Origin of the sequence: Cyclobacterium xiamenense, from assembly GCF_042140265.1 — a bacterium.
In the GTDB taxonomy this organism is placed as follows: Bacteria; Bacteroidota; Bacteroidia; order Cytophagales; family Cyclobacteriaceae; genus Cyclobacterium; species Cyclobacterium xiamenense_A.
Genome location: NZ_CP159481.1, coordinates 3,836,335 through 3,850,395, shown reverse-complemented (window position 1 = coordinate 3,850,395; position 14,061 = coordinate 3,836,335). Strand labels below are relative to the sequence as shown.

Here is a 14,061-nt window from a genome sequence, read left to right as displayed (position 1 = left end):
TTATTTAGACATTATCATTCCTTTCAACGACCACAGAATAGCAAGCACATCTTTTTCAGATGTTTCGTCAATATTATGTTTTTCCAACACTCCCATAATATCGTCAATTACATGCATATACTCTGCAGCGCTAATATTCATTCCCTGATGCGTGACCGGCATATCTTTGCCTTTGTATTCAACCGGACCACCGCTTCCGGCACTAAAAAATTCAATGGTATGCTGCCTGATTTTTGCAAATCGTTCCGGTTGATCCTCGTAAGGTTTAAAACGTGCACTAATTGCCGGATTGTTCATGTGCGCTTCAATTACATCGTCAACAATGGCGGTGATGCCACTTGTTCCACCCAATCTTTCGAAAAGTGTTTTTTCGGTGGATGTGGTTTGTGCACCAGCCATAAAGGTTATGGTAAAAAGTGCGATTAAGAATGTGAGTTGCTTTTGCATAATTTTTATTATTAAATGTTAGATTGCAAAACTACGGCAGCTAAATAGCATTCAATAGCACATTTGGTTCTTATGCAAGTAATTTTGGATTAAGGCGAAAAAAAAAGATAAGGAAGCAAAAATTTTATTGAGGCACTAATTCGGAGGGCATAATTCCGTATTTATTGCGGAAGCATTTAGCAAAATAGGAAGGGCTGTTAAAACCTGCTTTGAAAGCTACTTCTGATATGTTGCCCTTTTGCTTTTGTAACATTTGCAATGCTTTCCGCAGCTTGAAATGAAGTAAAAAAACTTGTGGTGATTTCCCGGTCAGCCGAATCAGTTCTCGGTAGAGTTTTGATTTGCTAACACCTATATTTTTTTCGAAATCTTCAACTTTTATTTCGGCATTTTGCCATTCTTTTTCAGTGAATTCCATTAAACTATTTACGAATATTTCTTCCACCGGTGATAGTATGTGTATTTGGTTTCCGCTTAGCATTTCCCCAAAATTCTCGCTTTCAAACAACTGCTTTACTGCAGATGTTATAATTATTTCAGAACTGGAAATAAAGCACATCCGTTGCACCATTTTAATCGTATCTTCAAAAATTGATTTTTTATCGGTTACTGGAATGCCGGCATCCACTCCGATAGATAACTCTGTAAAATTAATCTGGTATTGTGTTCTGAAAATCCTATAAGTTTCATGGATTTTTAAAGCACATAAAATGGCTTCTGTAACTTTCCGAAATGAAATTAAAAGACCATCCTCTTTTTGCTGAACAATATTTCCATTAAACGATTTCAGAATTGGATTTATCTGTTTGTAAATTTGCTGCACATTTGAAAAAACAGAAAAAGGGTCAGAATTTTTAAAGGAGTGATTCTCTATTGTAAGCATCATTATTGTTCTAAATGCGGGCTCGTTAATGATATTCAGGGTTGTATCCTGTGCTTTTTCCGGGTCTTCTATCCTACCTAAAAACGATTCTACAATAGTTTTATCAACTTCAATAATCTGGTGAGGTACATCGCCATGAGCATGCTCATGCATCCGAATAATTGCATTTTTATTGGGTGCTTCCACCAAACAAAAGGCAGTTTTGCGGGTATCGTCAAACCAATAGGTTAAACCCCTGCAACCATATTTGTGTTGAATTTTTAAATCAGCTTGATGGAGGTGGGCAACACTTTCGGCAGTAACAGCTTCAGAAACATCGTGACGATCCATGAATATTGGCATATCATTATTCTTTAATAAATAAATTGATCTTTAATCTATCTCGTGCTCTATAATAAACAACTACTTTAATAAGTTGCTTGATTTGCCCATAACGTCCGGGGCTTGTGGGCGGCGGGCAATTCCGGAGCCCTTTTCTTCCCGGATTTCAAAAACTTCCTTAAATGTACTAAAATAATATTTTACTCGTGAACTGCCTGCTGCACCCAAGCTTGGGTTACAGGACGGGCGTTTCCGTGCAGTTTTTCCCGGTGGTACCGGTTAAATTTTCAGAACCTGAATGGCCTCACTGTACGACCTGGACCGGATCTTTTCATTCAGTTCGAAACCCTTTCGGTTCCCTGGATGGCCGCCCCCCGGTGGATCAACACTTTCAGGGTTGTTCCGGCAGCTTCCCCATAGCGTCCAGTCCCTCCAATCTTCCTCTTTAAAGTCTTTTCCTTCCGGAGCCCTACCGCCCGGTCTTGCGCCTCCCCGGTATATGGCTGGGAATTTTGACAGGTTGTAAATGTAGGTTTTTGTTTTGAATTTTGCCATGCCGGTCCGAAACGGAAGTGGGCGCTGCTGAGGAGCAACCCACCAGGGATAGGGCTGGCCGACCGAAACGGGTTCCAAGGCTGTCCAGTGGGCAGCCTTTTTGTCTCCCTGTTTTGGGAGTTTTATTCCTTTGGAAAACCTTACGCCGCATATTCAGAAGGGGTTTGGTATCCCAGTGACTGGTGGGGTCTCCGATTGTTGTAATCTTGTTTCCATGTATCGGCTAGGTCTTGAGCATGCGCAACGGAACTGAATAGGTAAGCATCAAGCACATCTTCCCGGAAGGTTCTATTGAACCGCTCTACGATTCCGTTCTGCTGGGGTTTTCCTTTCTGGATTGGCGACCACGTTATCTGCTGGTCGCTCATCCATGCCTGAAACTTCTTGCTTCTGAATTCAGGACCGTTGTCGGTTCGGATACGCCTGGGCTTGCCCTGAAATTCAATCATACGCTCCAGGTATTCGATTACACGTACAGACGGCAGGCTGTGTGCCACCGCAATCCCCATGCAGGCACGGTTGAAATGATCCACCACGTTCAGCGTCCTGAATTTTCTCCCGTTTTCCAACGTGTCAGACATAAAGTCCATTGCCCACTCTTGGTTGGCCACTAATGGAATCTCAATCGGATTGGCGGGCTGATTCTTAATCCTGCGTTTCAGACGCCTGTGCAGGCTAAATCCCTCTTGCTCGTACACGCGCCTGATCTTGCTACCACTAATGTGAGGATACTTTTTCTGCACCAGGCAGATCACCTTGTTTCTGCCTTTTCGGCTACAGCCTATCACCTGCTCAATCATCGTTTTGATCTGGGCATCTTTTGCTGGCATTTTCTTCTGGTAATACTTTATGGTTCTGGATACCGATACGACGCTGCACGCCCATGCATGGGACACCTTGTAGGTATCTTCAAGGTAGGTCACCTGTTCCTGCTTTTGCACGGGCGTCAGGGCTTTTTTGACAAAAGATCTTTGATCATGTCAATCTCCAGACTTTGGTTGGCCACTATTTTCTTCAAGCGACTGTTTTCTTCCTCCAGGCTTCTGAGACGACGAAGTTCTTGCACATCCATGCCCGAATATTTATTCCGCCAGCTGTAAAACGTCGCAGAACTGATGCCGTACTTCCGGCATATATCTTCTACTTTGTGGCCGTCCTCTTGCAGTTTGAGGATCTTGATGACCTGCTCTTCGCTAAATTTGCTCTTTTTCATAATCACTAAGTTAAAAATTCTAGTTTTAACCTGTTCAAAAAAAGCAGCCTAGTACCACGGGATTTTATTTATCGTTTGGGGTTGGGTATTGTTCTTTGTTTCAACAACTGGGTATATTGAAAGAGGTCTAGCGCTTACCTTTTCGATTAGAAAAGCACTAAGTGTACTCGGCATAGCCCTTCCTTTGATTGCTTTGATATTTTCAGTTTATTACGTAATAAAGGAGAGTAAAAAAGTTCAGACCTATATTGGAATATCCCTGCGATATGTGTGGATTTCGTTATTTATTTGTATGGTTTTGGTAAACCTAATTCGGTTTAATGTACTGCATAGCATTAATTTAAACTTCAGCATCCGATTTTTATGGTGCTTATGGCTTTTGCTGTAACAATAACTGGCGCGATTTTGCGATATCGATTGATCATTATTGGTGGAGTGATTTTTGGGATTCTGGCATTAGTAGCCTCTTATCTGAAACTACAAGAGCAATTAGTGATTGAGTCTGTTGCTTGGATAATTTCGTTCATAGTTCCTGGACATATTTTATATGCAAATCGTGAAAAATAGAAACTATGTTCAAAGATTTAGACCCGTTATTCCATTCACAGCTCAGGTTAGCGATTATGTCCATCGTGATTGGCGTTAAAAATGCAGAATCAGTTATTTACTTGAAAACATCAAATTCAATTCGATTGATGCCTATTTTAAACAGTTTAAAATCGACAAAAAATAAAAGTATGAAAACTCTTCATTTAAATTTAATTGTAACATATTATTCTCAACACATTTTACCCTTGAATTTCTTCCTGGTTGCTTGATGCATTAGTGCGAAGATGAAAATTTTATCGACACCAACCCAGACCAAGAAATGGCAATTTTTAAAGCCTATTTATTGGTATCAGAACAGGAGAACTCAAAAACTAAACGTACGAATGTAACAAGCAACCCCATCCGTTAGCCGCAAGCAAAAGAAATGACAAAACTGATTACCAAATATAATTGGACAAGTGTCGGACTTTTTGTCGGGGTTATAATTGTTGCTCATTTATTTACGACAAACCCATATGATTGGAAAACCAATACGATAAGTGAACTTGCTTCCCAGCATTACCAATATCGTTGGATAATGAAAATCGGATTTATTTTGTTTGGTGGAATCTTACTCTTCGGAATTACGAATAAGCTGATTAACGGAAATGGAAACGTATTGACCGAACTCCCTGTTCTGATTTACGGATTGGCAATTTTGATTTCAGGCCTTTACTCGACAAAACCAATTGTTGACGGAATTGAGTACGCTGAATTAGAATCAAAGATCCATTCCTATGCTGCACAAATTGCAGGAATGACATTTTCTGGCGGACTTTTAATTTACGGATTTACAGAAACTAATACCAATTTAAAAATCATTCATTTTGTGACATTTGCTTTTGTGGTTGGATGTTCAGCGTTGTTCGGAATTATGGATTCTCACGTTGGCATTATACAAAGAGTAATGTATGTAGGTAGTTTCGTTTGGTTGACATTATTTTACAACCAAATAAATGAAGCCAGTGGCCAATCGAGTAGCCCGAGCTGAGCCAAATGGCGAAGGTTGAGGCGCTCAGATTTATCTGCCGGAGGTACGACCACCCGGCGTACGGGGCTTTCCGATAAACGATCGGGACAGGCGATAGCTTCCCTGCATCCGGGCCCTCGCTACATTGATTCTGGGAGATCATTTTTTAACGCTCAGTCCCAAGCATAGGCATGGTCTCGGTTTTAACTAGATGAAGGGGAACTTGTGCGAAAATTACACCCGTTCAACCGAAAGGAGAAAATACGGCAAAGCGACAGCTACCATTTTACAACTTGGATCTGATTATCTCGGTGCGTAATCGAGTTGATTCCAAACACCAGTCGCCAAAGGTAGCGAGCACAGCGCTGCCGGGGAGGTTCGGCTCGGTGGATCATCGTCCCTTTCCAACAGCAATTCGGGCCTGTGGGTCGTTTTCCCGACTGAAGTAAACCAGCCATATACCGGCGCTACCCAGTAGGGAGGGTTCAGTAGCGCAGTATCCCTATCTCTGGTGCTACCGACGTCCTGCTAACGGGCTACCCGGGCGTTGGTCAAGTCACAGGACCGGGTGCCTTTGGGCTCGGAACGGCATCCCCGGCTGTTTTGCCCGCTATCCTGCTAGCAAGAGCCATCCACAGGCTGCGCTTGCGGGTGGTTCCGTACAGGGGGATGGACCTGGGTGCCGAATCAGCACCGCGTGGGCAGTTAACCGGATTTCCTGGGATCCTCGTCGACGGCAGGCTTTTTCTGGTTTTGGGGCAGGGAAGGCGTCTGGCCGTTTTGCTGTGCCAGCTGTGCTTCGGCCTGGGCCTGCACTTTCTGCACCAGTCCGTATACTTGTGCATAAGGCAGCCCACCCAGCGCGTTGAGGATGGTATTGACTTCGTCCAGCGTGAGTTGAAGGGTTAACGTTGATGGATTGCTCATGAATTTTTTTCGATTGGTGAGTATCGGTTGGTTTCCTGCCCTGGAAATGGGTTACCTTCATGACAGGGGGAGAAGTAACGCCCGCACAGGCAGGTGGGTTGCTTGACCCTTTAAGGGTTTGTCAGCCCCCCGAGGGCTGCCTCGAGCGCGGCGATGCGCGCATCGTATTCCTGCTTCAGTTCTTTGAGGGCACCCACTGCCAGCACCCCAAAACTCGCGTATTTTAGCGTCAGCCTGGTTTCTTTGGTTGCTTCGTCTTCCATTTCCCCTACCAGCGCGGGGAACAGGGGCTGTACATCCTGGGCCATAAACCCGATGAGCTTTTGCTCCCGGTCCGGTTCGTCTTTCCAATGATAGTTTTTGACATCCAGTTGCATCAGGCGGGGAAGGATGTCTTTTTCCTTCACGATATTGGTTTTCAGGCGCTGATCCGAAAACGAATCCCAGTTGGTGTCACCATCCCAGGAAATGCCTTTGTTTGATCCGTGCACCGATTTTACCAGCTGGAAAACGAGTCGGTCCCTATGAACCGCCATTCGGCATTGGTTGCCCGAATCGGTCAGGCGCAGGGGGGCACCTATTTGTACTTCATTTCCCAGTGGATTGATTCGCAATGGCTTTGCGCCGTGGGATTGAATCCAGCTGTAGTCTTTGTGGTATCCCAGACGTAAGTTGGAGTTCAATCCGGAGCTGGGACCCAGGGTGAGCGTCTGACCGTTGGCATCCGTAGGGGCACTGATGAGGTGTAATTTGGCGATCGGGCCGTCGGTTCCTATCCCCAGTTTCCCGTCGGTGAGCACCATGAGTGCCGCTCCTCCGCTCCCAGGGTTAAGTCGGGCATCCGTGTGTGAGCCTCCTCTGAACCAGGCAAAGTCTGCATTGGAACGAAAGTACTGGGTATGGCTTTGTACACCGATGCCGTAGCCATGCGTACTCCAGGATCCAAAGGTGATGAACTGCTTGGTTTTATTCGCTGAAAAATGCAGGGAGGAGAAGGAAGCGGAGAGTCGAAGCTTGCCGTTGACGTCGAGTTTTTCTTGCGGGTCGGCTGTCCCGATGCCTACCTTTGAATCGGCTGCTGTCGCCAGGTTAACACCCGTTTCCCCCAGACTCAAGTTCGTCAACTGGGAGCCATCGCCGATGAATTTGGCGGCTTTTACGTTGCCATCCACCTCTAGTTTTTCGGCCGGGGAGGTAATGCCGATGCCGACGTTTCCACCTGGGCCATAATTTCCGGCCAGCGTCAGGGCAGGAACGTTGGTATAGTAGTTGGAGGGTGCATACAGGTGTACCTGTCCCCGATTCCCATCTCCCAGGTAGTTGGTTTGAAATTCAATGAATTTCCGGTTACCGATCCCCCAGGGCCCGTAGTTGACCGAAACCGAATTGCCCGGCTCCAGGGATACATTGCCATTGGCCTTTATATCGCCCACAATATCCAACTTAGCGGTTGGATTGCTGGTGCCTATCCCGATTTTATCAGTTGGATTGATGGCGAGCGTCAATCCGGCATCACCAGCCACGGCGCTGCTGAGGTCATTCCATTCGGTAAGGGCCAGGCCGTCACCGGATTTTTTGTCTGCTTGCTTTTTGTAAAGTGCCATTTTGCATCAATTATGTTTTGTTAAAAAGAACGGTTCCATCTCCTTCACCGGTCAGGCTTGACCGATATTGAAATACAGCGCCAGGTAGTAGCTGATCTGCTGCTTGTACCTTTTGAATTCCGGGAGTTGGGTATCAATGATTGTTTCGATTTTTGCAAAGAAGGTGCCTGGGTCCGAGATCTTGGCCAGGTAAGGCTCGAATTTTTTGATCAGCATGTAATTGCTTTCGATGCCCGATACCCGCATGGTTTTTTCCAGGGAAGGGGGTGCCTCGGGTCGGAACTCCGGCAAGATACGGCTCACGTAGGTGACCCGGTGCAGGATGCGCCAGCAAGGCTTGGCCTTGTCAATATTCCCGCGGGCCTGCCGAAGGGCCTGGGCGTTGGGGTCGGCGCTTTCGTCCAGCCATATCGGGTCGATGACCTTGGTAAACAAGTCCAGGAAATTTTTGCCTTTTGGCTCCAGATAGAAGCTCATGAAGCGATAGGCATCTACCACACCCGGCTTGATAAGTCCCTTCGCCAGGCTGCGTCCGTCTACACCTCCGTATTTGTAGCGCGGGGAGGTGGGTATGCCGACCTTGATATCCAGCCCGAAAGAAGTGCTCGATTTTTTGGTTTTGGATTTGGTGAGGGTAAAGCTGGAGCCGCTGGAGAACATGGTTTTTTGTTCAAAGGAGCCGCCCCCCTCGACGCCCATCGCCGCCCCTAAGCCTCCGCCCAGTGCCAGGCTGGTCTCATTGGCAAAGGTCTCCTGCTGGGTTTCTGCCACCTCGGTGGACTCCGCATAAAAGCCCCCTTCTACTGTCCAGACGTAGGTATTGACCAGGTTGCGCTGGCTACCCATTTTGGCCAGATCGTCTTTCAATTGGGTGTTGTTGTAGCCAACCTGGGTGGCGAGCTGGCCGGCGATCTGATTAAACCCGGAAGCAAACATGGGTCCCCAAACGGGAATGATGGTGCTGAGTTGAGCGATGCCCGTGGTTGCCGCCGCCGCATTGAAGTGGGCGTTGGTTTTGGCCACATCGAATGAGTCCTCGAAGTACGCCTTCAGTTCCATTTTTTCCCGCTCGATCTGTTTCTTCAGTTGGTAGGCTTCGCGCGGCTTGAAATAGCTGTACTGTCCATAGGCCCCTTGCGCCTGGGGATAGTGGCTGTCGGTGGTTTCACCAAACTTTCCATCCAGGCTGCCCTGCTTGGTGTACAGCGGATTGATGGGGAAGGGTACAATGTTGACATCTTCAGGAATATCGGGATTGGGCCGCCAGAAAATGCTGACCAGGGCATGGTTGTGCGCCAGCCGCAACAGGTAAATATCCGCGGTTTTTGATTTGACCAGGGCATAGCCGGTATTGCCCGGCTTGTAGTACCGTTTGTCGCCCGGTTCGCCGTTGTCATAGCCCGACATGGCAGCGCTCAGCGAGCGTTCGGTATTCACGCTGGTACCACGTTCGAAGCTTTGGGCCCGCTTGCCGGAGGTCTGCCAGTTGGAGGCGACCGCCAACTGCACGTCCAAATCGAAGGACAGGCCAAAACCCAGGGGAGCGATCAGTGTGCTGATACCAATCCCGGTTTTTGCTTCGCTTTCCACCGCGACATTCCACCCGGCTTCCTTGGAGGTGCTGTAATTGTAAGCGACTTCCTCTGCCTGCTTGAATCTGGCAGCGTTTTCCAATTTAAATGCGTAGGTATCCACATCGGCATCTTTGCTCACCGGAAAGTTTTCGGCAGGTACCGGGGGTGGCCCTTCGAGAAAGCCCATGACCTGCGGGGCAAACTGCGCCTGACTGTACCACTGACTTACCAGGTTGCCGACTTTGTAACCGGTCATGCGGTTCCATGCGCCATCCGCATCGATGAAGGAATAGCAGCGTTTCAGGATTCCGTTTAATGTGCCATCGTCGTTTAGCTGTACATCCCCATATTCCACCATGCCCGGTCGGGCATGTATGTACCCGTTGTAGTCGGTGAGCACGCCGGTAAGCGCCGACCGGACCTGGGGGATCTCCGTGGCGATCGGCGCGGTAGAAAGCACTTCTTTGAGCATATCGGGGTTATGGGGCGTCAATTGGATGCTGTTTACACTGGCATCCTGTACTTTTCCTTCGGTTTGGCTCATCGGTGTATCAAACGTATAGTTGGCGAGCAATTGCTCCCATTCACCTTTTAAGCGCCCGAAGGCATTGTCTGTGATCTGCTCGTTGGTCCGGGGTACGTTCCATATTCTGATTTCTTCCAGGCTGCCTTTGAAATGGCGGTCATACCCGGTGCCTGTTTTGATGCCCCCGATGCTGAATTGGGAGAGACCGGATGCCGGGCTGGCTGTGGGTGCCTCGTGTGCTTCGGGCGTTCCATCCACATAGAACCGAAATTGGCCAGCCTGGTTGGTTTGGGGACTGTCGGTCCAGGCTCCCCCTTCCGCTACACCGTGATTTTCGCTGATCTCATCGTACAGGTACTTGCCTTTGCCTTCTTCCATGCGCCAGTGCGATAGCAGCCCCGCTTTGTTTTCCGGCAGGGAAAAGGCTTCTCCTTTACTCGTGGAAAGGGCGCGGTTCCAGATGCGCACACTGGCAAAGGTGCCCTTGAATCCCTTGCCCCCATCACGAAATCCTGGTAGGCCTCTACCTTTTTCACCGCGATTGCCGTTGCTGAGGTCCACTTTTGCGTGGTTCCCTCCTCCGTGGTGACCAGGAGTGTATGGTAATATTTCGGATTGGCCTCTGAGGATGCCGAACCGTTTCCAAAAACGTTGCCCAGCATGTCTGCCTGTGAAAATGCCATTTTGCTTTCCATCTGGTCTTGCTTTTCAGCCATGCCTTTCAGGAGCTCATCGGTGTCTTTGTCTGCTCCTTCGTACCATTTATCCGTTGAGGCAGGCCCTCCGGAAGCTGTACCCTGATCGCTGCCGGTAATGGGGTATTCTGCTTTCGTGGGTTCGGTCTGAGGCTTATTTCTAGATCGGATCAGGGTGATTTTGTAAAACCGATTGAGCGCGCTTAGCTTGCCGGGGCTGCTTCTTTGGTACCAATACCCATCGACCCGCTTGTAGTTGGTAGGGTCGGCTTGTTGGTCGCTTGTAGGGGTAGCGTTCATTTTGATCCATTCCGACAATACATTATCTCCTCCCCAATCGAAGAGGAGTTCCCGGTTGGCATTGACCGATAAACCGTATTCGCGCTGTTTTTCGAGAAGCAATCCTGCAGCGTCAACCTTCACCAGTGCCTCTAGTGTGAATTCATCGCTGAGCTGTAGGGAACTGTCATTTCCACAGTCGATGAACGCCTTGTTGCCGGGGCCCAGCTGATAGCCCCAGTATTTTTCATGGGTAAATGCCAGGTGGCGCCAGGGTTCCTTGCCTTCCTGTTGAAACGCGAAGGCATTTTTGCTGACATATTTTTTGCCGCCAAGCGTGGCAAAGCATTGGTAGCGTTCCCCCCCACTGACGGTTTCAATCCCCAAGGAATACGAGGCACTGCCTCTTTCAAAGTAGATCAGGCTTGCCGGATGGTCCAGACTTCTGGAAGGCTTGACCCAGGCCTCTACACTCAGCCCTTTCTCGGTGGGCTGCAATACCTCCAGTTGCTTTTCTTCTGCCGTACTTAGCGCGGCTCCATTGGCGGCCGATTTGGGTGCCAGCTCCAGCGCCAGGCTCGCCTCCCAATCCTCCCATTGGCCGATTGCATTGTTGATGGAATACTGGTAGTGGAAGGCAGCGTCAATTTCCGTTTTGGGGCTCGTGTTTTCGTCGTACTCAATTCCGGCCTTAAACAGGTAGCTTCTGGCCTTTTCCCATTTTGAAGCGCTGGATCCGCCGAGCTGGGCTGGGGTGCAGGTGAAATGTTTGCTGAAATCGTACAGCAGGTTTGCGGAGAGGCCGGCTTCCAGGCGATCGATTTGCTGGGTATTCGTATCCAGTACCTCAAAGGTGACGGTGCGCACATTTGCCACATCCAGTAGCAGGGCAATCAGGGATTGTTTGAGTCGTGCGCGTCGGGCTTTTTTATCCGCCTCGTTGCCTACGCTTACTAGTTCCAGGTCTAATCCGTCGATGCCCTCGTCTTTCAACAGCTCGTTGAGGGCCTCCGGCGTACCGGATAGCGCCGCAGCTTTCAGGTTGCCCAGTGCCGGCTGTCCGGTGACTTCCCCTATCAGTCCTTGATTTTTCAAATAATCCCACAGGGCATTGACGTCTTTTTCCTCCGTGACTAATCCGGATAGGTAGGATTTATAAAAAATGTCGGCGGCCACTCTGGGCTTTCCGCTTAGAGAGAATGACTTTCCGGCAATACGTAGCACGGGGTTTTCGGCTAGATAGGCGGATAGTTGCCGCAGCGTAGGCTCGTGCGTTTTCCCATCCGCTATATGTGCTGCGGAAGCATCGCTAACCCGAAATAGGAGGTTGTTTTTCGCCGTGCTGCGGAGCTTGAGGGTACCTTTGCTCCCCGTTGGTTTGAGGTAGGCGGCCCTGGGGTCGGTGGCGTTGCCCAGCGGTTCCAGCGTACCCAGGGGGAGTTCACCATTTCCATTCAAAATGGCGGCGATTTGATTGAAGGGCCGGGGAAGGTTGCGCCATTGTTCTACCTCTTGCTTGTTGTCCTTTGAGGTCATGGTCAGCGTACAGACATTGCTGCCCGTAGCCGTTGTTGCCGCGACTTCAATGGCCATGTCCCGGTCGAGGCGCGGCTCCAATGCCAGGGTAGGGGAGACGAGCTTCGATTCGCTATCGGTGATGGATATGCTTTTGCTCCCGGTAGGATTGAAGTACAGTACAAAAAAATTATTCTTTCTACCCTTGAAGTACAGGTTCACTCTTCCCAGGGAATCGTCAAACAAAAAGGGATCGGTTGCTTCGGCTGCATCCGAGTAGCCCTGGCTTTCGCTGATCTCCGCACTGGTGTAGGCAAATTTCAACACGCCACCACTGGTGCCCAGGCCGTTCGGATCAATATCGAGCAGCCGCATGCGCTGCGGGTGCTGCCAGGCTAACCGGTTGTTGTTTTCATCCCGGGGGATTTGTTCCAGGGTATTGTAAGGGTTTTCGTCCAGGGCCTGAACGTTGATATCCGGCATATTGACCGCATCCACGGTGACGCGGCTGAGGTGGCCGGAAGCCGCCGCTGCAAAATTCAGGGCGCCAATGTATTTGTTTTCATGTTTATCCGCAAGCCCCATGGCGAGCATTACGCAGGCCTTGTTTTTCATGGGTTTGCCATCCGCTCCGATTTCCTGCTGGTAGTAATAGCAGGAGGTCAACCCATGGCGGATGTGGTAAGGCGAGGAATGAGGAGCCAATTCATCGCCCGGTCCATGAAAGGAATATTTTTGCTGAAGCACCCCATTTCGCAAATAGTCGGAGGTAATGCTGCTGCCATCTGCCTCGTACTCGATCAACGGCCACTCGGATGCCGATTCCAGTTTGAAATCGTCTTTGCTGACGCCGGTGCGTACCGTGTACACGATCTCGCTCAAGGCATCCCTGAGTACCAGCCGTGCAAACTCAGGCAGGTTGATGTAGTCAAAAGCGCTGGTTTTCGATAAGTCGTTGGAGATCTCTTCATCGCTTTTTCCTTCGGTCACTTTCGCTTGAATCGTAGAAATGAAACCGCCATCGAGCCCATACTTTTCCATGAATTCGGCCACTACGGCCTGGGAATCGCTGGTGTCAAACACGATGCTGTAATCAAATCTGAGGTTGAAGCTATTTACCCTATCAGTGGCAGCATCGCTGGTGAAAATCTGCCACCGTTGTTCTTCCGAATCCGCTCCGGGTATCAGGAGTACCGAAAAATTCCCGTTGGATAGGTTATTGGCAAAAGCCAACTCACGCGTTGGCTCGTAAAAGGGGTTCCCTTCCACGTCTACGGCAGCGAGGGTGTCTTTTCGGGATTCGGGCGCTGTTTTATGGCGGCTGCGCTGGTAGCGTATTTCCCGGCTCAGCTTCAGTACCGTCCCACTGAGAATGAAACGATCTACCAGCAGGGTATTATTTACAATGGCGGGGCTTTCGTTGTCGGGGTGGTCCGCTCCGATCGACTGACGAAAGGTGTAAATATATTTGCCATCGGAAAGCACTTGAAAAGGGGCCTTCGCCCCGAGCCTGGCTGTACTGGAGTAAAAAGCGTCGGTCTTGTCGAGCAGTGCCCGGTCCGATACTACCTTTCCCTCGGTGTCTAGCGGTTTCCCTTCGCTATCATAGCCCGCGATGATCTTTTCGTTATTGCTGTTGTACCGATCTATCTGGAAATTGGGCACTACGCCATACCCTACCTGCATGATTTCCGAGGGAAAGGGTAAACAGCTTGCCCCCATTCCCTCGAAGGCAACCGGCGACCAAAAATTTTTATCGTTGTTCCGATCAATCCCCTCGGGTGTCTGGTTGCGCTGTTCGCTGCTCGCCATATTCAGTACGCTGTAAAAAATGCGCCCATCTTGCCTCATGGCAAAGGATACGGGAATGCCCTGATGGGACACCATACCGGTGTGCAGGTACAGGTGTGTTTCCTGCCTGGTCATGTTCTTGTTGATCAGTGGGGAAGTTTGAGGCATAGCGT

10 protein-coding genes are annotated in these 14,061 nt (G+C 49.2%); 1 reads left to right on the top strand and 9 read right to left on the bottom strand.

Going from position 1 to position 14,061, the window contains the following annotated elements:
• From ABWH99_RS15595 to ABWH99_RS15575, 5 genes are all read right to left on the bottom strand, one after another.
• Entirely contained in the window at positions 1–447 is a 447-nt protein-coding gene (locus ABWH99_RS15595) for a group 1 truncated hemoglobin (RefSeq protein ID WP_375582775.1), read from the bottom strand.
• 124 nt (positions 448–571) lie between these two features.
• On the bottom strand, positions 572–1,660 hold the full coding sequence (locus ABWH99_RS15590; RefSeq protein WP_375582774.1) for a nickel-binding protein: 1,089 nt from the start codon (positions 1,658–1,660) through the stop codon (positions 572–574).
• A 270-nt stretch (positions 1,661–1,930) separates the two neighbouring features.
• On the bottom strand, positions 1,931–2,206 hold the full coding sequence (locus tag ABWH99_RS15585; protein ID WP_375582773.1) for a hypothetical protein: 276 nt from the start codon (positions 2,204–2,206) through the stop codon (positions 1,931–1,933).
• A 140-nt stretch (positions 2,207–2,346) separates the two neighbouring features.
• A complete protein-coding gene (locus tag ABWH99_RS15580) occupies positions 2,347–3,147 on the bottom strand; it encodes an IS3 family transposase (protein WP_375582772.1) in 801 nt (266 codons plus the stop codon).
• 5 nt (positions 3,148–3,152) lie between these two features.
• A complete protein-coding gene (locus ABWH99_RS15575; RefSeq protein ID WP_154859709.1) occupies positions 3,153–3,419 on the bottom strand; it encodes a transposase in 267 nt (88 codons plus the stop codon).
• Between the two features lie 973 nt (positions 3,420–4,392).
• Between ABWH99_RS15575 and ABWH99_RS15570 the strand changes: the two genes are divergently transcribed.
• Positions 4,393–4,998, top strand: a complete 606-nt coding sequence (locus tag ABWH99_RS15570; RefSeq protein WP_375582771.1) for a DUF998 domain-containing protein — start codon at positions 4,393–4,395, stop codon at positions 4,996–4,998.
• A 684-nt stretch (positions 4,999–5,682) separates the two neighbouring features.
• On the opposite strand, the gene ABWH99_RS15565 is transcribed toward ABWH99_RS15570, so the two are convergent.
• From ABWH99_RS15565 to ABWH99_RS15550, 4 genes are all read right to left on the bottom strand, one after another.
• Entirely contained in the window at positions 5,683–5,904 is a 222-nt protein-coding gene (locus tag ABWH99_RS15565; protein WP_375582770.1) for a hypothetical protein, read from the bottom strand.
• 110 nt (positions 5,905–6,014) lie between these two features.
• The gene (locus ABWH99_RS15560; RefSeq protein ID WP_375582769.1) at positions 6,015–7,508 is read right to left on the bottom strand and encodes a tail fiber domain-containing protein; all 1,494 of its coding nucleotides are present in this window, start codon (positions 7,506–7,508) and stop codon (positions 6,015–6,017) included.
• 51 nt (positions 7,509–7,559) lie between these two features.
• Positions 7,560–9,986, bottom strand: coding sequence for a LamG-like jellyroll fold domain-containing protein (locus ABWH99_RS15555; RefSeq protein ID WP_375582768.1), 2,427 nt, complete (start codon positions 9,984–9,986; stop codon positions 7,560–7,562).
• Positions 9,929–14,056 (bottom strand): hypothetical protein, encoded by a 4,128-nt coding sequence (locus ABWH99_RS15550; RefSeq protein WP_375582767.1) that lies wholly within the window; start codon positions 14,054–14,056, stop codon positions 9,929–9,931. The genes ABWH99_RS15555 and ABWH99_RS15550 overlap by 58 nt, the downstream gene beginning before the upstream one ends.
• Positions 14,057–14,061: the final 5 nt, after the last annotated feature.